This is a genomic window from Streptomyces sp. NPDC056361 (assembly GCF_042262805.1).
Taxonomy (GTDB): Bacteria; Actinomycetota; Actinomycetes; order Streptomycetales; family Streptomycetaceae; genus Streptomyces.
The window spans coordinates 36,067-54,818 of record NZ_JBHJQI010000021.1; the positions used below are offsets into that span (position 1 = coordinate 36,067).

At 71.2% G+C, this 18,752-nt stretch carries 18 protein-coding genes and 1 pseudogene; 12 read left to right on the top strand and 7 right to left on the bottom strand.

Going from position 1 to position 18,752, the window contains the following annotated elements; genetic code table 11:
• Positions 1-23: 23 nt before the first annotated feature.
• From ilvC to ACFCY7_RS09580, 3 genes are all read left to right on the top strand, one after another.
• Positions 24-1,025 (top strand): ketol-acid reductoisomerase, encoded by a 1,002-nt coding sequence (gene ilvC, locus ACFCY7_RS09570; RefSeq protein WP_017236010.1) that lies wholly within the window; start codon positions 24-26, stop codon positions 1,023-1,025.
• A 236-nt stretch (positions 1,026-1,261) separates the two neighbouring features.
• Positions 1,262-2,851, top strand: a complete 1,590-nt coding sequence (gene serA, locus ACFCY7_RS09575) for a phosphoglycerate dehydrogenase (RefSeq protein WP_376482901.1) — start codon at positions 1,262-1,264, stop codon at positions 2,849-2,851.
• Positions 2,852-2,931: 80 nt separating this feature from the next.
• Positions 2,932-3,513 (top strand): TetR/AcrR family transcriptional regulator, encoded by a 582-nt coding sequence (locus ACFCY7_RS09580; RefSeq protein WP_376482903.1) that lies wholly within the window; start codon positions 2,932-2,934, stop codon positions 3,511-3,513.
• Here ACFCY7_RS09580 and ACFCY7_RS09585 read toward each other — a convergent pair.
• Together ACFCY7_RS09585 and ACFCY7_RS09590 are read right to left on the bottom strand one after the other, a co-directional pair.
• The gene (locus ACFCY7_RS09585; protein WP_376482904.1) at positions 3,485-4,477 is read right to left on the bottom strand and encodes an NAD(P)-dependent alcohol dehydrogenase; all 993 of its coding nucleotides are present in this window, start codon (positions 4,475-4,477) and stop codon (positions 3,485-3,487) included. The genes ACFCY7_RS09580 and ACFCY7_RS09585 overlap by 29 nt on opposite strands.
• A 120-nt stretch (positions 4,478-4,597) precedes the next feature.
• Complete coding sequence (locus ACFCY7_RS09590) at positions 4,598-5,710, bottom strand: PucR family transcriptional regulator (protein ID WP_376482906.1); 1,113 nt, start codon at positions 5,708-5,710, stop codon at positions 4,598-4,600.
• 182 nt (positions 5,711-5,892) lie between these two features.
• Here ACFCY7_RS09590 and ACFCY7_RS09595 point away from each other — a divergent pair, with 182 nt between their 5' ends.
• Positions 5,893-6,819 carry a proline dehydrogenase family protein gene (locus ACFCY7_RS09595; protein WP_376482908.1) on the top strand — a complete coding sequence of 309 codons (927 nt, stop codon included), beginning with the start codon at positions 5,893-5,895 and terminating at the stop codon, positions 6,817-6,819.
• Between the two features lie 30 nt (positions 6,820-6,849).
• Positions 6,850-8,481: an L-glutamate gamma-semialdehyde dehydrogenase gene (gene pruA / locus ACFCY7_RS09600; protein ID WP_376482910.1), complete on the top strand. Its 1,632-nt coding sequence runs from the start codon at positions 6,850-6,852 to the stop codon at positions 8,479-8,481.
• 74 nt (positions 8,482-8,555) lie between these two features.
• On the opposite strand, the gene ACFCY7_RS09605 is transcribed toward pruA, so the two are convergent.
• The gene (locus tag ACFCY7_RS09605) at positions 8,556-9,539 is read right to left on the bottom strand and encodes a zinc-binding alcohol dehydrogenase family protein (protein ID WP_376482912.1); all 984 of its coding nucleotides are present in this window, start codon (positions 9,537-9,539) and stop codon (positions 8,556-8,558) included.
• Between the two features lie 133 nt (positions 9,540-9,672).
• Here ACFCY7_RS09605 and ACFCY7_RS09610 point away from each other — a divergent pair, with 133 nt between their 5' ends.
• The gene (locus ACFCY7_RS09610) at positions 9,673-10,128 is read left to right on the top strand and encodes a MarR family winged helix-turn-helix transcriptional regulator (protein WP_376482914.1); all 456 of its coding nucleotides are present in this window, start codon (positions 9,673-9,675) and stop codon (positions 10,126-10,128) included.
• A 40-nt stretch (positions 10,129-10,168) separates the two neighbouring features.
• On the opposite strand, the gene ACFCY7_RS09615 is transcribed toward ACFCY7_RS09610, so the two are convergent.
• The 3 genes from ACFCY7_RS09615 to ACFCY7_RS09625 form a co-directional block, all read right to left on the bottom strand.
• Positions 10,169-11,056, bottom strand: coding sequence for an alpha/beta fold hydrolase (locus tag ACFCY7_RS09615; RefSeq protein WP_376482915.1), 888 nt, complete (start codon positions 11,054-11,056; stop codon positions 10,169-10,171).
• 101 nt (positions 11,057-11,157) lie between these two features.
• Positions 11,158-11,877 carry a hypothetical protein gene (locus tag ACFCY7_RS09620; RefSeq protein WP_376482917.1) on the bottom strand — a complete coding sequence of 240 codons (720 nt, stop codon included), beginning with the start codon at positions 11,875-11,877 and terminating at the stop codon, positions 11,158-11,160.
• Positions 11,874-12,215: a PadR family transcriptional regulator gene (locus ACFCY7_RS09625; RefSeq protein WP_376482919.1), complete on the bottom strand. Its 342-nt coding sequence runs from the start codon at positions 12,213-12,215 to the stop codon at positions 11,874-11,876. The genes ACFCY7_RS09620 and ACFCY7_RS09625 overlap by 4 nt, the downstream gene beginning before the upstream one ends.
• Positions 12,216-12,294: 79 nt before the next feature.
• Here ACFCY7_RS09625 and ACFCY7_RS09630 point away from each other — a divergent pair.
• From ACFCY7_RS09630 to ACFCY7_RS09645, 4 genes and pseudogenes are all read left to right on the top strand, one after another.
• Positions 12,295-12,566, top strand: a pseudogene (locus ACFCY7_RS09630) (LysR family transcriptional regulator); the annotation flags it as partial.
• A gap of 198 nt (positions 12,567-12,764) precedes the next feature.
• On the top strand, positions 12,765-12,896 hold the full coding sequence (locus ACFCY7_RS09635) for a hypothetical protein (RefSeq protein WP_376482920.1): 132 nt from the start codon (positions 12,765-12,767) through the stop codon (positions 12,894-12,896).
• A gap of 90 nt (positions 12,897-12,986) precedes the next feature.
• On the top strand, positions 12,987-14,027 hold the full coding sequence (locus ACFCY7_RS09640) for a 3-isopropylmalate dehydrogenase (RefSeq protein WP_376482922.1): 1,041 nt from the start codon (positions 12,987-12,989) through the stop codon (positions 14,025-14,027).
• 256 nt (positions 14,028-14,283) lie between these two features.
• The gene (locus ACFCY7_RS09645) at positions 14,284-15,372 is read left to right on the top strand and encodes a branched-chain amino acid aminotransferase (protein ID WP_376482924.1); all 1,089 of its coding nucleotides are present in this window, start codon (positions 14,284-14,286) and stop codon (positions 15,370-15,372) included.
• A gap of 3 nt (positions 15,373-15,375) precedes the next feature.
• Here ACFCY7_RS09645 and ACFCY7_RS09650 read toward each other — a convergent pair whose 3' ends face one another.
• Complete coding sequence (locus ACFCY7_RS09650; RefSeq protein WP_376482926.1) at positions 15,376-16,797, bottom strand: cytosine permease; 1,422 nt, start codon at positions 16,795-16,797, stop codon at positions 15,376-15,378.
• A 227-nt stretch (positions 16,798-17,024) separates the two neighbouring features.
• Here ACFCY7_RS09650 and ACFCY7_RS09655 point away from each other — a divergent pair, with 227 nt between their 5' ends.
• Positions 17,025-18,041 carry an agmatine/peptidylarginine deiminase gene (locus ACFCY7_RS09655; protein ID WP_376482928.1) on the top strand — a complete coding sequence of 339 codons (1,017 nt, stop codon included), beginning with the start codon at positions 17,025-17,027 and terminating at the stop codon, positions 18,039-18,041.
• Between the two features lie 117 nt (positions 18,042-18,158).
• Complete coding sequence (locus ACFCY7_RS09660) at positions 18,159-18,698, top strand: TetR/AcrR family transcriptional regulator (RefSeq protein ID WP_376482962.1); 540 nt, start codon at positions 18,159-18,161, stop codon at positions 18,696-18,698.
• Positions 18,699-18,752: the final 54 nt, after the last annotated feature.

Here is an 18,752-nt window from a genome sequence, read left to right on the forward strand (position 1 = left end):
CCAGCACCTCAAGGAGATTCCCAGTGGCCGAGCTGTTCTACGACGCCGACGCAGACCTGTCCATCATCCAGGGCCGCAAGGTCGCGGTGATCGGCTACGGCAGCCAGGGGCACGCCCACGCGCTGTCGCTCCGTGACTCCGGTGTCGACGTCCGCGTCGGTCTCCAGGAGGGTTCGAAGTCCAAGGCCAAGGCCGAGGAGCAGGGCCTGCGCGTCGTGTCCGTCGCCGAGGCCGCGGCCGAGGCCGACCTCATCATGATCCTGACCCCGGACCCGATCCAGGCCAAGGTCTACGAGGAGTCCATCAAGGACAACCTGAAGGCGGGCGACGCGCTCTTCTTCGGTCACGGCCTCAACGTCCGCTACGGCTTCATCGAGGTCCCCGAGGGCGTCGACGTCGCCCTGGTCGCCCCGAAGGGCCCGGGTCACCTGGTCCGCCGCCAGTACGAGGAGGGCCGCGGCGTTCCGTGCATCGCCGCCGTCGAGCAGGACGCGACCGGCAACGCCTTCGCGCTGGCGCTCTCGTACGCCAAGGGCATCGGCGGCACCCGCGCGGGCGTCATCAAGACGACCTTCAAGGAGGAGACCGAGACCGACCTGTTCGGTGAGCAGGCCGTCCTCTGCGGTGGCACCGCGGCTCTGGTCAAGGCGGGCTTCGAGACCCTGACCGAGGCCGGCTACCAGCCGGAGATCGCCTACTTCGAGTGCCTCCACGAGCTGAAGCTCATCGTCGACCTCATGTACGAGGGCGGCCTGGAGAAGATGCGCTGGTCGGTCTCCGAGACCGCCGAGTGGGGCGACTACGTCACCGGCCCGCGGATCATCACCGACGCCACCAAGGCCGAGATGAAGAAGGTCCTCGCGGAGATCCAGGACGGCACCTTCGCCAAGGAGTGGATGGCCGAGTACCACGGCGGTCTGAAGAAGTACAACGAGTACAAGACCCAGGACGAGAACCACCTCCTGGAGACCACCGGCAAGGAGCTGCGGAAGCTCATGAGCTGGGTGAACGACGAGGAGGCGTAAGCCTTCGGGGAGGGGCCGGACACTGTGTCCGGCCCCTCCCCACATCGTTGGACACCCCGTCCAACCACGGACGGGTGATCCTTCCAACGAGGCGCATGAAGTGCGCCGGCACAGCACTACACTGCTCAACAACATACGCGTCAGGCCCACAGCGTCGTGCGCTTTCACGCGGCAAGCCCCCTCCACCGCCTGCGGCCGTCGGGACGGCCGTCCGCACTGGACCTGTGAGGACTCACGTGAGCTCGAAACCTGTCGTACTCATCGCTGAAGAGCTGTCGCCCGCCACCGTCGACGCGCTGGGCCCGGACTTCGAGATCCGGCACTGCAACGGCGCCGACCGCGCCGAGCTGATCCCCGCCATCGCCGATGTGGACGCGATCCTGGTCCGCTCCGCGACCAAGGTCGACGCGGAGGCCCTCGCCGCCGCGAACAAGCTCCGGGTCGTCGCCCGTGCCGGTGTCGGTCTGGACAACGTCGACGTCTCCGCCGCCACCAAGGCCGGCGTCATGGTCGTCAACGCCCCGACCTCGAACATCGTCACCGCCGCCGAGCTCGCGTGCGGTCTGCTGGTCGCCACCGCGCGCAACATCCCGCAGGCCAACACCGCGCTGAAGAACGGCGAGTGGAAGCGCAACAAGTACACGGGCGTCGAGCTGAGCGAGAAGACCCTCGGCGTCGTCGGCCTCGGCCGCATCGGCGTCCTGGTCGCCCAGCGCATGTCCGCCTTCGGCATGAAGATCGTCGCGTACGACCCTTACGTGCAGCCCGCCCGCGCCGCCCAGATGGGGGTGAAGCTGCTGGCCCTGGACGAGCTCCTGGAGGTCGCGGACTTCATCACCGTCCACCTGCCGAAGACCCCGGAGACCATCGGTCTCATCGGCGACGAGGCGCTGCACAAGGTCAAGCCCTCCGTCCGGATCGTCAACGCCGCGCGCGGCGGGATCGTGGACGAGGCGGCGCTCTACACCGCCCTCAAGGAGGGCCGGGTCGCCGGCGCGGGCCTCGACGTGTACGCGAAGGAGCCCTGCACGGACTCCCCGCTGTTCGAGCTCGACCAGGTCGTCTGCACCCCGCACCTCGGCGCCTCCACGGACGAGGCCCAGGAGAAGGCCGGCATCGCGGTCGCCCGTTCGGTGCGCCTGGCGCTCGCCGGCGAGCTGGTCCCGGACGCGGTCAACGTCCAGGGCGGCGTCATCGCCGAGGACGTGAAGCCGGGTCTGCCGCTCGCCGAGAAGCTCGGTCGGATCTTCACCGCCCTGGCGGGCGAGGTCGCGGCCCGTCTCGACGTCGAGGTGTACGGCGAGATCACCCAGCACGACGTGAAGGTGCTCGAACTCTCCGCGCTCAAGGGCGTGTTCGAGGACGTGGTCGACGAGACCGTGTCCTACGTCAACGCCCCGCTGTTCGCGCAGGAGCGCGGTGTCGAGGTGCGCCTGACGACGAGCTCCGAGTCGCCCGACCACCGCAACGTGGTCACCGTCCGCGGCACGCTGTCGAGCGGCGAGGAGGTGTCGGTCTCCGGCACGCTGGCCGGCCCCAAGCACCTCCAGAAGATCGTCGCGGTCGGCGACTACGACGTGGACCTGGCGCTCGCCGACCACATGGTCGTGCTGCGCTACGAGGACCGCCCGGGCGTCGTCGGCACGGTCGGCCGGATCCTCGGCGAGGCCGGTCTGAACATCGCGGGCATGCAGGTCTCCCGCGCGGAGGAGGGCGGCGAGGCGCTCGTCGTGCTCACCGTGGACGACACGCTGCCGGCGGCGGTGCTCGCGGAGATCGCCCAGGAGATCGGCGCCGCCTCGGCCCGCTCGGTCAACCTGATCTGACGCGGCCCGTACGCGGACTCGTACCCGGTCGATAGACGCTCGTCTTACACGATTGTCTATCGGCCGGGTACAGTGCTGTCATGGGACACAAGGAAGACCTGCTCGAAGGTGCCAAGCGCTGCCTCCTGGAGAAGGGGTACGGACGCACCACGGCGCGCGACATCGTCGCCGCGTCCGGCACCAACCTGGCCTCCATCGGCTACCACTACGGCTCCAAGGACGCCCTGCTCCAGCAGGCCTTCCTCGCCCTCACCGAGGAGTGGGGAGAGCAGGTCGGCCCCGCCGGCTCCGGCGAGCAGAAGCGGGAGCTGCCGGCCGACCCGTACCGCCGCTTCCACGCCGTCTGGGAGCAGGTCATCGGCGCGGCCGAGGCGAGCAGGCCGGTCTGGAAGCTCCAGACCGAGATCGTCACCCGGCTCGACGACGACGAGAAGCTCCGCGACGCCATCAAGGAGCCGCAGCGCGAGGGCCGACTCGGGATGGCCGAGGGCTTCCTGGGCATCGACCCCGAGGCCGACCCCGAGAAGGCCCGGGTCGCGGGACTGCTCTGTCAGGCACTCGCCACCGGCGTCATGATCCAGTGGATGGTCGACCCGGAGACGGCGCCGACCGCGGACGACCTCACCGCGGGCCTCAAGGTCCTGATGGGGGAGGACAGCTGAGGACGACCTTCGCGCGGGCGTGCTCCTCCTCGACGTACCGCAGGGCGCGCGCCGCCTGGTCCAGCGGATAGGTCCGCTCGACCACCGGGGCGATGCCGCCGCTCTCGGCGAGTTCCCGCAGCGCCGCCAGGTTCTCCCGGCGCGGCTCCGCCGTGAGGACGCGGAGCCGGCGGCCGGAGAACAAGGAGAGCAACTGGCCCTTGAGGATCAGCCCCATCGGCCCGAAAACGCTGCCCCCCTCGAAGACCCCGCCGCCGGACAGGACGAGCACGCCCGCGGGGGAGAGGACCCGCCGGAGCTCGGACAGCGACCGGTTGCCCACCAGGTCGAACACCAGGTCGTAGCGGTCCCGGCCGGTGGTGAAGTCCTCGCGGGTGTAGTCGACGACGCGGTCCGCGCCGAGTCCGAGGACCAGCGCCGCGTTCCGGGTGCTGCACACCCCCGTCACCTCGGCGCCGAAGGCCTTCGCGAGCTGGACGGCGAAGGTCCCGACGCCTCCCGAAGCCCCGTTGACCAGCACCTTCGCGCCCGGTCGCACCTTCCCCAGATCCCGCAGCCCCATCAGGGCGGTGTTGCCCGCCAGCGGTATCGCCGCCGCCTGCTCGAAGGTCAGGCCGGCCGGCTTGCGCTCCGTCACCTCCTCGGAGGCGCACACGTATTCGGCGAACGTCCCGGGGGTCTCCCCGAAGACCTCGTCCCCGGGGCGCAGGCCGGTCACCCCGGCGCCCACGGCCTCGACGCGGCCCGCGAAGTCCCTGCCCCGGATCCGCTCCTTCGGTCTTCGCAGGCCGAGGGCGAGCCGGGCCACATAGGGGTCGCCCCGCATCAGGTGCCAGTCCGCCGCGTTCACGGCGGCGGCGTGGACGCGGACGAGCACCTCCCGCTCGCCCGGCACCGGCCGCTCGACCTCGGTGAACTCCAGTACGTCCGCCGATCCGTACCGGTCCTGCACCCATGCCTTCATGACGCCCCTCGCCCGTTCGCCGTCCGACACTCACGCCACTCACGACGGTAGGGCCTCCGGCGGCGCCGGGACATCGGGGACGACCCGGACGCGGCCCTGAGGCGCCGTCAACCCGGAGGCTTACAGCCGGGCCGACTTCAGCGACATGTGGAGCAGGAGGCGGTCCTCGCCGTCGTCGAGGTCCAGGCCGGTGAGCTGTTCGACGCGGGACAGCCGGTAGTAGAGGGTCTGGCGGTGGATGCCGAGGGCGGCCGCCGTGCGGCCCGCCTGGCCGGCGTTGTCGAGGAAGACCTCGGCGGTGCGGGCCAGTTCGGTGTGGGCGGGGGCGAGGAGCGGGGCGACGGCGGGGTCGATCTCGGGGTGGTAGAGCGCCGCGAGCAGGCGGTACGGGCCGATCCCGGCCCACTCGGCGACCGGTCCGAGCGTCGGCTGCGCCGTGGCGGCCCGGGCCGCCGGGTTGGCTTCGCGCCAGGCCGCCGGGAGGTCGGTGAGGCCCCGGCGGGGGGTCGCGATGCCGGCCGGCGCGGCGCCGCGCAGCCGGTCGGCGGCCGTGTGGGCGGGGGAGAGGTCCTCGGCCGTGCGCAGCCGTACGAGGACGGCGAGGGACTCGCCCTCGGGCAGGGTGGCGACCGCCGCCGCGCCGGGGACCGAGCGGATCGAGGGGGCCTCGCCGTGCCAGGGGGTCACGCAGACGACGGTGTGCAGGCCGTCCGCGCTGGGGCCGAGGGCCGCCCGGAGGGCCGCGACGGCCATGTCGCTCTGCCAGCCGCGCCCGGCGGTCAGGACCGCGACGAACTCGCGGGAGAGGTCGGCGCCCGCACGCTCCTCGTCGGCGAGGAGGTCGCCGATGCGGGCGGCGACGTCCATCGCGGCGGTCAGCCGCTCGGGCGGGGGGCCGGGCTCCGCGTCGAGCAGCCACACGTATCCGAGGACCACGCCCCGATGGCGTACGGGAAGGCAGATCCGGTCCCGGAACACCCCCGCGTCCGGGGCGGCCGGGATGCGGACCGGGCCGGTGGCCCGGGTGATGCCGAAGCCCTCGAACCAGGCACGGACCGCCGGCGTGGACTTCCGGGTCAGGATCGACCGCGTCCGGACGGGGTCCATCGCCGCGTCGTCGTCGCTGTCGTGCGCCCCGAAGGCGATCAGTCCGAAGTCGCGGTTCTCCAGCGTGGCGGGGGCGCCGAGCAGCGCGGAGATCTCGTCGACCAGTTCTTGGTAATCGCCCTTCACAGCGCCATTCTCGCACCCCTTCAGACATGTGTATGAGATGCCGCGCACGGATGCGTGACAGCTGTCGATGGCAGAGGATCGGAGCGATCCATAGGTTTCACGGTGGTTCTCCGTGCTGTTCCCGTTTCGTTCCCTTGCTCCGGGTATGGCCCCGTTCTACTCATGCCTTCTGGAGGTGCCCCGTGCTGGGTCCCGTGATCCTCGCCGCGTCGCGCAGCGACAAGATGCGCCGTCTCGTGTCGGCCGCCCCCGGGACCAAGCAGGTCGTCGCCCGCTTCATCGCCGGTGAGACGGTCGACGACGTCGTCCCGATCGTCTCCGAGCTGAGCGCCCGCGGCCTGGAGGTCACCCTCGACGTCGTCGGTGAGGACATCACCACCGTCGAGCAGTCGTACGCCGCCCGCGACGCCTACCTGGAGCTGATCGGCCGCCTCAAGGAGCTGGGCCTCGGCTCCCACGCCGAGATGTCCGTCAAGCTGTCGATGTTCGGCCAGTCGCTCGAGAACGGCCACGAGCTGGCCCTCGCGAACGTCCGCCCGGTCGTCGAGGCCGCCGCCGAGATCGGCACCACGGTCACCCTGGACGCCGAGGACCACACCACCCTCGACTCGATGTTCGCCATCCACGACGAGCTGCGGAAGTCCTTCCCGCAGACCGGCTGCGTCATCCAGGCGTACCTCTTCCGCACCGAGGACGACGCCCGCCGCCTCGCCGCGAACGGCTCCCGCGTCCGGATCGTGAAGGGCGCCTACAAGGAGCCCGCCTCCGTCGCCATCCAGGACAAGCCCGAGATCGACAAGGCGTACGTCCGGATCATGAAGATCCTGATGGACGGCGAGGGCTACCCGATGATCGGCTCGCACGACCCGCGCCTGATCTCCATCGGCCAGGAGCTGGCCCGCCGCGCCGGGCGCAAGCTGGACGAGTACGAGTTCCAGATGCTGTACGGCATCCGCAGCGAGGAGCAGAACCGCCTCGCCGCCGAGGGCCACCGCATGCGTGTCTACACCGCGTACGGCACCGACTGGTACGGATACTTCATGCGCCGCCTGGCGGAGAAGCCGGCCAACCTCCTCTTCTTCGTCCGCTCCATCCTCACCAAGGGCTGAGCCCACCTCTCACAAGGAGTTACGCGACTCATGGACGCTGTCACCCAGGTCCCCGCTCCGGTCAACGAGCCGGTGCACAGCTACGCCCCCGGTTCCCCGGAGCGCGCCCGCCTCGAGGTCAAGCTCAAGGAGCTGGCCGAGAACCCGCGCGAGCTGCCGATGACCATCGGCGGCGTGAAGCGCCTCGGCGGCGGCGAGGAGTTCAAGGTCGTCCAGCCGCACAACCACAAGGCCGTCATCGGCACCTTCCGCGGCGCCACCACGCAGGACGCCCAGGACGCCGTCGACGCGGCCCTGGCCGCCGCCCCGGCGTGGCGCGCGATGGCCTTCGACGACCGTGCCGCGATCATCCTGCGCGCCGCCGAGCTGCTGGCCGGCCCGTGGCGCGAGACGCTGGCCGCGTCCACCATGCTCGGCCAGTCGAAGACCGCCCAGCAGGCCGAGATCGACACCCCGTGCGAGCTCGTCGACTTCTGGCGCTTCAACGTGGCGTACGCCCGCCAGATCCTGGCCGAGCAGCCGCCGGCGAACTCCCCGGGCGTGTGGAACCGTCTGGACCACCGCCCGCTGGAGGGCTTCGTCTACGCGATCACGCCGTTCAACTTCACGGCCATCGCGGGCAACCTGCCCACCGCCCCCGCCCTCATGGGCAACGTGGTGGTCTGGAAGCCGTCCCCGACGCAGACGCACTCCGCGGTGCTCCTCATGGAGCTCCTGGAGGAGGCCGGCCTGCCGAAGGGCGTCATCAACCTGGTGACCGGCGACGGCATCGCCGTCTCCGAGGTGGCGCTGAACCACCCCGACCTGGCCGGCATCCACTTCACCGGCTCGACCAAGACCTTCCAGCACCTGTGGAAGACGGTCGGCACCAACATCGAGAAGTACCGCTCGTACCCGCGGATCGTCGGCGAGACCGGCGGCAAGGACTTCGTCGTCGCCCACCCGAGCGCCGACCGCGCCATCCTGAAGACCGCGCTGACCCGCGGCTCCTTCGAGTTCCAGGGCCAGAAGTGCTCCGCGTCCTCCCGCGCGTACATCCCGGCGTCCATCTGGAACGACGGCTTCAAGGAGGAGTTCGCGGCCGAGGTCGACGGCATCACCATGGGTGACGTCACCGACCTGTCGAACTTCATCGGCGCCGTCATCGACGAGCGTTCGTTCGCCAAGAACAAGGCCGCGATCGACCGCGCCGCGGCCGACCCGACCTGCACGATCGTCGCCGGCGGCACCTACGACGACTCGGTGGGCTACTTCGTCCGCCCGACCGTCATCGCCTGCACCGACCCGGAGAACGAGGTCTTCAAGGCCGAGTACTTCGGCCCGATCCTCGCGATCCACGTCTACGAGGACGACGCGTACGACGAGATGCTGACCCAGATGGAGTCGGTCTCGGACTACGCCCTCACCGGCTCGGTCATCTCCGGCGACCGCGCCGCCGCCGCGTACACGATGGAGAAGCTCCGCTTCGCCGCGGGCAACTTCTACATCAACGACAAGTCGACCGGCGCCGTCGTCGGCCAGCAGCCCTTCGGCGGCGGCCGTGCCTCGGGTACGAACGACAAGGCCGGCGCCCCGCAGAACCTGATGCGCTGGACGCTGACCCGCGCCATCAAGGAGACGCTGGTCCCGCCGACCGAGTACGGCTACCCGCACATGGGCTGACGCCCACCCGCCGCGTGAGCGGCCCCTGATCACCGCCCCCCTCCTCTACCCCCAATTGAGGACGGGGGCGGTTCTCATGCGCCGGCGGCGCCGGACGGGGTGTCGAACCTCCCGGCGACGCGGAGCAGGCTCTTGCCACGCGTGGCGCCCTCCCGCAGCCGCCGCACCGCGAGGCCGAGCTCGGACGGGTCGTACTCGGCGGTGACGTCCACGGAGACGAGCCCCTCGACCAGCAGGCCGAGCGCCCGGCGGGCGGAGTCGGCGAGGCGTTCGGGGTGCGTCCGGCTCAGTAGGGCGCTGTTGTAGGTCATCAGCGACCGGCCGTCCCCGAGCAGCGCGTCGGTGTCGGCGAGGACGGGCGCGTGGCCGCCGAGTGCGCCGTACGCGACGAGGCGGCCGTGCGGTGCGAGCGCGCTCAGTCCGGCCTGCCGGGTCGGACCGCCGACCGGGTCGAGGACGACGTCGAACCGTTCGTCGCCGAGCCCGGCCGGGAGGTCCTCGCGCAGCAGGACCTCGTCGAAGCCGGACCGTGCCGCGTAGGCGGCCCGGTCGGCGCTCCCGGCCACGCCGACGATCCTTCCGGCGCCGGCCAGCCGGGCGAACTGCGCGGCCTGGCCGCCGACGGCTCCGGCCGCGCCGTGGATCAGGACCCGCTCGCCCGCGCGCACGCGGGCGACGGTGTGGACGAGGTCGTAGGCGGTCGGCGTGGACCAGCCGAACGCCGCCGCCGTCCGCAGCGGCAGCTCGCCGACGGCGAGCGCGAGGACGGCGGGTACGACGACCACCTCGGCGTGGGCGCCGCCCGCGGCGAGCGCGGTGACGGCCTCGCCGACGCGGTTCGCGTCGACGCCCGGGCCGACCGCGACGATGTGCCCGGACGCCTCGAAGCCGGGGACGAAGGGGCGCGGCACCGGGAAGAGGCCGTCCTTGACCATCGTGTCGCCCCACTGGACGCCGGCGTAGGCGACGCGGAGCGCGACCTCGCCGGGTCCCGGCACGGGGGTGTCGAGCTCGGTGATCCGGTAGTGGTCGTCGCCGTCGAGAACGATCGCCCTCATGGAAGCAGCCTCCTGTGCTGACTCAGTATCCTGTGACTTGCCGTCAGTGGGAACGGTAGGTGTGACAGGTACCTGAGTCAACACAGGATTCTGTGAACGCGGGTGCCGGGCGCGGAAGCAAGGGAGTGAGCGCATGGCGGACATGCCCGTCGAGGAGTACCTCTGCAGCCGGATCAGACGTGCGGAGCAGGCGCTGATGGCGCACCACGAGGCCGTGCTGCGCGGCCACGGGCTGACCATGACGCAGTACACCGTGCTGCTCACCCTCTCGCGGGAGGGCGGGATGTCCGCAGCCCAGGCGGCGCGCGCCTGCGGGGTGACCCAGCAGAGCATGGCCAGCGTCGTCGCCACCATGGAGGGCAAGGGGCTCGTCCGCCGCGACCCGTCGCCCGTGCACGCCAAGGTGCAGATCGTGACGCCGACCGACGAGGGGCTGGCCGTGCTGGGCCGCGCGTACGAGGAGGTGATCGTCCTGGAGCGGGCGCTCACGGACGCGTTCGCCCCCGAAGAGCACGCCGCCCTGTGCGAGCTCCTCGACCGCACGACGGCGGTCCTCGTCGACCAGACGCCGCCGGCCCGGACCCGCTGACGGGGTCCGGGCCGGAAGACAGGGCGAAGGCGGGCGGTTCTCATTCCCCCTTCGCGACCCGGCGGGCCAGGAAGTCGGCGATCAGGTCCGCGACGGCCGGCGCGTGGGTCTCCAGGGCGAAGTGGCCGGTGGGGAGCAGGTGGACCTCGGCGTCGGGGAGGTCGCGGCGGAAGGCCTCGGCGCCCGCGGGGACGAAGACCTGGTCGCCCTCGCCCCAGACGGCGAGGAGCGGCACGCCGCTGGTGCGGAAGTACTCCTGGAAGGCCGGGTAGAGGGCGAAGTTGGCGCCGTAGTCCGCGATGAGGCCGAGCTGGATGTCGTCCTGGCCCTCGCGGGCCATCAGCGCGGCGTCGTGGTGCCAGGCGTCCGGGCTCAGCCGGTCCCGGTAGCCCTCCGGGACGCCGGTCTCGTACTGCCACTTGATGCCGTCGAGGGAGCGGATCGCGCGGACCGGCTCCTCGGTCTCGGGGGTGCGGTTCTCGATCAGGGCGAGGACCGGCGCCCATGCCTCGGCGCCGAGGCCCTCCTCGTAGGCGTTGCCGTTCTGGCTGACGATCGCGGTGACGCGCTCCGGGTGGGCGAGGGCGAGGCGCAGGCCGATCGGCGCGCCGTAGTCCTGGATGTAGAGGGCGTACCTGTCCAGGCCGATGGTCTCGGTGAACTCGGCGGTCAGCGAGGCGAGTCCGTCGAAGGTGTAGTCGAACTCGGCGGCGGAGGGGGCGGCGCTGCGGCCGAACCCCAGGTGGTCGGGGGCGATCAGCCGGTACCTGTCCGCGAGCAGCGGGATCAGGTCCCGGAACATGTGCGAGCTGGTCGGGAAGCCGTGCAGCAGCAGGAGTACGGGGGCGTCGACCGGGCCCGCCTCGCGGTAGGCGATCTCGTGGCCCCGGACGGTGGCGGTGCGGTGGTGGGTCGGCAGCACGGACATCGTTCTAACCCCTTAAGCGCGAGTCGCTGGTTATGGGTCGACTCAACCAGGCCGCGCCTAACCTGTCAATGCGATTTAAAGGGTTAGAACGATATCGAGGGTCACTTCTCGGGGGCGGCCCCCACGCGGCCGCGGTCCGTTTCCAGCTTTGCGGTGAGGGCGGCCGTGACCGCGCTGCCGAGGGCGATGAAGAGCACCGCGTAGCCGGGCAGGCCGAGGGCGAAGTAGGCGAGGGAGACCAGGACGAACCAGGCGCCGAGGAGGGCCTTGCCGCGGCGGCTGAGGAACAGCCATTTGCCGGGGGTGGCGGGGACGGAGGGGCGCGCCCCGGCGGGGCCGTCGGTGGCGGCCTTGGGGCGCTTGAAGTAGCCGTACACCAGCCACTCGCCGCACAGCTCCCAGCCCTCGGGCTCCAGCTCGCCGAGGATCCGGGTGCGGCGTCCGCCCTTGATCACCTCGCGGCGGTACTCCCAGGCGAGTGCGATGCCGGGGGCGCGGCGGCAGACGAACCGGCCGAGCGCGTCGAGGGACTCGACCTCCCAGCCCTGGTCGCCGTGGACGGCGAGCATCCGGCGGTCGTTGAAGAGGTCGGCGGTCCAGGTCCAGTGCTCCGCCGAGTCGTCCGGTTCCCCGGGGGCCGGGGCGAGGCCGCCGAGCCCCTCGGCGAACCGGGCGGCGGGGCCGAACTCGTCCTCCGGTGCGGTGCCCGTCTCCGCGAGGTGCCCGCGCAGCTCGTCGGTCGTCCGCGCGATCTGCTCCTCGGGCACGCCCGTGCGGCGCAGCGCCTCGGCCAGTTCGGCGAAGTAGGCGTCGGTGGTCATGGTGCGGTTCCCCCTGCGTGCAGTTGCGTCCGTACGGCCCGGTGGAACTCCGTCCAGGCCGCGCCCTCGTCCGCGAGCCGGATGCGGCCCGGGTCGGTGAGCCGGTAGTAGCGGCGTCCGGGTCCGCGCTCGGCGGCGCGGAACTCGGCCTCGACCAGGCCGGCCTGCTCCAGGCGGTTCAGTACGGGATAGAGCGTCCCGCCCTTGATCTCGCCGAGGCCCGCCTCGGCGAGCGCCTTGGCGATCTCGTACCCGTAGCTCTCTCCGTCGGTCAGGCAGGAGAGGACGAGGAGGTCGAGGACTCCCTTGAGCCAGCTGGATCTGCGGTCTGCGGCCATGGGCACATCACAGCACTACCTAGGTAGGAATGCAACCTAGGTAGGGATGTGGGGACCAGGCGGTGGCGGTGGCTGCCGGCTGCCGGCGGCGACGGTGGAGGCGAAGGACGACGGAGCGGTGCTCTCGATGGTGAGCAGTGGTTTCGGGATGGCCGTGATGCCGGAACTGTCCCTGATCGGAGCGCCGCCCTCGGTGGAGATCACCGATCCCGGTACGGAGCGCCCGACCCGCTCGGTCGGCTATGTCACCACCCCTGAGCTGGCGCGATCCCTCGCCGTGCGGGCCCTGATCCACGAACCGAGGGACCGGACGGCCTGATCGCCGTCTCAGATAGTAGGAAGTCCGAGTAATTGTGGAGACAGATGAGGAGGCCTGCCCTAGCTTTGTAGAAGCCGAACGTCTCGCTACATCAGCGAATGGCGGCCGAGAGCGCGACGCCCCTGTGCAGGCAACCCCTGCGGCGGCGCTCCCCGCCCCTTCCGGCACCTTCGATCACCACTGATCTCCGCACGCCCGGATCACCACTGATCTCAAGGAGTCGATCCCTCATGGCCGTTCAGACCGCCCGCCGCGTCCGCCACTCCGCCAACCGTCCCAGCGACGAGGCCCGCCAGAATGCCGCGGCAGCCCTCCAGCGCGCCCTCGACCGCCGTGACAACGGCGGCTCCACCGGCCACTGACACGTTCCGACGCGCCCGCGTCCGTTCGTCCGTTCGTCCACATGGCGGACGGAACGTGTCAGACGATGGGACGACGAGTAGGGTGCCGACATGTCTCACAGCATCAATCTCGCAGTCATCCCCGGCGACGGCATCGGCCAGGAGGTCGTGGCCCAGGGCCTCAAGATCCTCTCGGCCGTCCTTCCCCAGGACGTGAAGCTGGAGACGGAGGAGTACGACTTCGGCGCCAAGCGCTACCACGCCACCGGTGAGACCCTCACCGACGCCGACCTCGACTCCCTCAAGAAGCACGACGCCATCCTGCTCGGCGCCATCGGCGACCCGTCGGTGCCGTCCGGCGTCCTGGAGCGCGGCTTCCTCCTGAAGCTCCGCTTCGCCTTCGACCACCACGTGAACCTGCGTCCGTCGAAGCTGCTCCCCGGCGTGGCCACCCCGCTCGCCGGCCAGCCCGCGATCGACTTCGTCGTGGTCCGCGAGGGCACCGAGGGTCCGTACACGGGCAACGGCGGCACCATCCGCAAGGGCACCCCGCACGAGGTCGCCACCGAGGTCTCCGTCAACACCGCGTTCGGTGTCGAGCGCGTGGTCCGGGACGCCTTCGCCCGCGCCCAGGCCCGCCCGCGCAAGAAGCTGACGCTGGTCCACAAGAACAACGTGCTGACCTTCGCCGGCCACCTCTGGACGGACATCTTCACCAAGGTGGCCGCGGAGTTCCCCGAGGTGACCACCGACTACCTGCACGTCGACGCGGCGACGATCTTCCTCGTCACCGACCCGGCCCGCTTCGACGTGATCGTCACCGACAACCTCTTCGGCGACATCATCACCGACCTCGCCGCGGCCGTCTCCGGCGGCATCGGCGTCGCCGCCTCGGGCAACATCAACCCGAGCGGTGAGTTCCCGTCCATGTTCGAGCCGGTCCACGGCTCCGCGCCGGACATCGCGGGCCAGGGCAAGGCCGACCCCACGGCCACCGTCCTCTCCGTCGCCCTCCTGCTCCGCCACCTCGGCTTCGAGGCAGAGGCCGCCCGGGTCGAGGAGGCCGTCGCGGCCGACCTCACCGAGCGCGGCGACGCCGTCCGCACGACGGACGAGATCGGCGACGCGCTCGCCGCGCGAGTAGCGAGCTGACCCGCGCCGACTGACTTTCCACAGCAGCCGCCGGGTCGCCTCAGCGCCCGGCGGCTGTACCTGTGCGGCCGCAGGGTGCCACCATCGAACCCTGGACCGTGTTCACCCGTTTCGTGCACCGGCCCCCACGAGCGATAATCGAACGTGGGGCCGCGGCATGCGGGCATGCTCGGACGTCCGTCTACTCGGGGACGTCAGCCGCAGACTGAGGTGTGAGCGCGGTCCGACCCACACAACCGGTGAAGGACACGCACTCATGACGACGCCCACCATCGAGCTCAAGCCCTCCTCCAGCCCGCTGTCCGACGCGGAGCGCGAGGCGATCCTGGCCAACCCGGGATTCGGCCGCCACTTCACCGACCACATGGTCACCATCCGCTGGACCGAGGGCCGCGGCTGGCACGACGGTCAGCTCGTGCCGTACGGCCCGCTTCACCTGGACCCGGCCACCAACGTCCTGCACTACGCGCAGGAGATCTTCGAGGGCCTGAAGGCCTACCGCCGCCCCGACGGATCCGTCGCCAGCTTCCGCCCCGACGCCAACGCGCGCCGCTTCCAGGCGTCCGCCCGCCGCCTGGCCATGCCGGAGCTGCCCGTCGAGACCTTCGTCGAGGCCTGCGACCTGCTCGTCAAGCAGGACAAGGCGTGGGTTCCGGAGCACGGCGGCGAGGCCTCGCTGTACCTGCGTCCGTTCATGATCGCGACCGAGGTCGGCCTGGGCGTCCGCCCGGCGAACGAGTACCTCTTCGTCGTGATCGCCTCCCCGGCCGGCCCGTACTTCCCCGGTGGCGTCAAGCCCGTCTCCATCTGGCTCTCCGAGAACCGCGTCCGGGCCGTCCCCGGCGGCGTCGGCGACGCCAAGACCGGCGGCAACTACGCGGCCTCCCTGCTCGCGCAGGCCGAGGCGGCCACGAAGGGCTGCGACCAGGTCGCGTACCTCGACGCCGTGGAGCACAAGTGGGTCGAGGAGCTCGGCGGCATGAACCTGTACTTCGTGTACGGGAACAAGCTGGTCACGCCCACCCTCACCGGCTCGCTGCTCGCCGGCATCACCCGTGACTCGCTGCTGAAGCTGGCCGCGGACCTCGGCCTGGAGCCGGAGGAGGGTCGCGTCTCCATCGACCAGTGGCAGGCCGACAGCGCGAACGGCACCCTGACCGAGGTCTTCGCGTGCGGCACCGCCGCCGTGATCACCCCGGTCGGCACGGTCAAGTCCGAGCGGGGCGAGTGGCAGCAGTCGGGCGGCGAGCCCGGCGAGGTCACGATGAAGCTGCGCGAGGCGCTGCTCGCCATCCAGACCGGCAAGGCCGAGGACGTCCACGGCTGGATGCACCAGCTGGGCTAGTCGCTACTCGGTGGCAGCCAGGGCTTCCGGGACCGTCGAGGTCCCGGGAGCCCTGTTCGGCGTCAGCACGGCGTACAGCGCGCCGCCGACGACGCCCGAGAGCACGAAGCTGCAGTCGATCCCGCCCGTCAGGGCGAGCAGCGGTCCCTCGTAGAGGGGCGTCGACACCCCGGCGAGGCCGACGGCCGCGCCGATCGCCCAGGAGACGGTGGCGCGCGGGTGCCAGCCCGCCGAGAACCAGTAGATCCCGCCGCGCGAGCGGTTGTTGAAGACCTGGAGCGCCTCCGGGTCGTACGTCCCGCCGCACCGGGCGTGCCCGATCAGGGTGATCACCGCCCACGGGGTGCCGATCGCGGTGAGGAGCAGGACGAAGGAGGTCATCGCGGTCTGCGCGTCCGAGGCGAAGTGGCCGAGGAAGACGAAGGCCGTCGCGACCGCGGCGACCACGAGCGTGGCGTGCGCGCGGGTGGCCCTCGGCAGGATCGCGTCCAGGTCGAGCCCCATCGAGTACAGCATCAGGCCGGCGTTGCCGACGGAGCCGGCCGTGGCCGCGATCAGCAGCGGTACGAGGTACCAGGCGGGCGAGGCGGCGACGAGCGGGCCCGCGTAGTCGAGCCCGCCGCGGGACGCGAGCGCGGTGAACGTGCCGAAGAGCTGGGGCACGAGCAGGCCGACGAGCAGGCCGAGACAGGTGGCCCGCCAGACCTTCGCCGGGCTGTGCCGCTCGGGGGAGACGTACCGGGTGTAGTCGCCGAGCAGCGTGATGAAGGCGACCGGTCCGCTGAGGCCCGCCGCGACGGCGGAGAGCAGCCAGGTCGGCCAGAACGAGCCGAGCAGGTACGGGGTGTCCGCCACCGCCGACGTCGTGAAGTCCCCGGCGTAGGCGGCGATTCCGACGGCGAGCAGCACCGTCATGCCCACCGCGAGCGCCTTGCTGAGCTTGAGCAGCAGCCGGTAGCCGTACACCGCGCCGACCGCCGTGCAGGCGGCGAGCAGTGCGTAGACGGCGGCGTGCGCCGCCCCGCCGGTCGGCAGGCCGGTCAGCCGGGCGAGGGTCCCGACCATCACGTCGCCGCCGATCCACAGCGTCAGGGCGGTGTAGCCGAGCGAGAGCAGCAGCCCGACGACGGAGCCGACGAGCCGGCCGCGGACGCCGAAGAAGGCGCCGGACGAGGTGGAGAGGTTGGTCGCGGTACGGAGGGACACGAGCGCGAGCGGGGCGGTGACGGCGACGCCGACGACGGTGCCGGTGACGACGGAGGTCACCGAGGCCCAGAAGCCGAGGCCGAAGGAGACCGGCAGCCAGCCGAAGACGATCACTCCCAGGCAGAGGTTGGATCCGAGCAGGATCGAGACGAGGTCGCGGGGGCCGCTGGTGCGTTCGGCCTCGGGGATGGTGTCGACTCCGCGCTGTTCTATCGGCATGAGGACTCCCTGCGGGGGACGGGCGGGGCTGTTTTAGAGTGCCGCTCAATGTGACCCGAACCTGACGGTCGCGTCAATCCTTGGAGGTGAGCGTCTTAGCGTTTAGAGTGTCACTCAAACAGGAGGTGGAGGATGTGCGACTGACCCCCGTGGAACCGGCCGCTGCTCTTCGGCGCCGCCGAGCCGGCTACCGCCTCTGCTTCCCCTGACCCTCCTTAGGACACCTCATGACCTTCCGCATGCCCGCCGAGTGGATGCCGCACGAGCGCACCTGGATGGCCTGGCCCAGCACCAACCCCACCTTCACCAACGCGGAGGAGCTCGCCGAGGCGCGCGCCGCCTGGGCGTCGGTGGCGCGGGCCGTCCGCGCCTTCGAGCCGGTCACGATGGTCGTCGCCCCCGGCGACGCCGAGTCGGCCGCCGCGCTCCTCGGCCCCGAGGTCGACCTCGTCGAGCGCGAGCTGGACGACGCCTGGATGCGCGACATCGGCCCCACCTTCGTCACCGACGGCGCCGAACTCGCCGCCGTGGACTGGGTGTTCAACGGCTGGGGCGCCCAGGACTGGGCCCGCTGGGAGCACGACTCCAAGATCGCCCGCCATGTCGCGGACGCGGCGGGAGTCCGCGTACTGCCGTCGCCGCTGGTGAACGAGGGCGGCGCGATCCACGTCGACGGCGAGGGCACCGTCCTCCTCACCGACACCGTCCAGCTCGGCTCCGGCCGCAACCCCGAGTGGACCCGCGAGCAGGTCGAGGCCGAGATCCACGCCAAGCTCGGCACGACGAAGGCGATCTGGCTCCCGCACGGCCTCGCCGGCGACTACGGCCTCTACGGCACCCAGGGCCACGTCGACATCGTCGCCGCCTTCGCCCGCCCCGGCACCGTCCTGGTCCACAGCCAGCAGGACCCGAACCACCCCGACCACGAGCGCTCCCGGCTGTACGTGGACCTCCTGCGCGGTCGGACCGACGCGCAGGGCCGCCCCCTGGAGGTCATCGAGGTCCCCGCCCCGACCGTCCTCAAGGACGAGGAGGGCGACTGGGTCGACTACTCGTACATCAACCACTACCTGTGCAATGGCGGCGTCGTCCTCTGCGCCTTCGACGACCCCCACGACGAGGTCGCCGCGGAGATCTTCCGCCGCCTCTTCCCCGAGCGCACGGTGACCCTCGTGGACGCCCGGACGATCTTCGCCGGCGGCGGCGGCATCCACTGCATCACCCAGCAGCAGCCGAAGGTCTGACCGGGACGGGCCATGAGGTAGAACGTACGAGTGAGTCAGAGCAGCAGCCCGCCCCCACCCCACCCGCGCCGGCGCAACCAGGCCGCCCCGCCCCGTGAGGACGTGCTCGCGGCGGCGATGGACACGATCGCCGAGCGGGGACTCGACGGGCTCACCATGGCCGGGCTCGGCCGGCAGGTGGGGATGAGCAGCGGGCACCTGCTCTACTACTTCCGCACCAAGGACGAACTGCTGCTGCAGACCCTGGAGTGGAGCGAGGGTCGGCTCGGCGCCGAACGGAGCGCGCTGCTGTCCCGGCCCGGGACCGCGCGCGAGCGGCTCGACGGGTACGTGGACGTCTACGTGCCCCGCGGGCCGCGCGATCCGCACTGGACGCTGTGGCTGGAGGTCTGGAACCGGTCGCAGAACGCCGACGACGACGCCCGCGCCCGGCAGGCCGCCATCGAGGGGGCCTGGCACCGGGACCTGGTCGCGATCCTGGCCGAGGGGGTGTCGCGGGGGGAGTTCCGGCCCGTCGACCCGGACCGGTTCGCCACCCGGACGAGGGCACTGCTCGACGGCTTCAGCGTGCACGTCGCCGTGGGCATCCCGGGCACGGGGCGGGAGCAAGTCCTGTCTCACGTAGGGGAGTTCATCGCCGAAACCCTGCTTCCGTGATCTTTAGGCACACAAGTACTCCCGATCGTTGCGTGATGCACCCTTGTTGAGGAC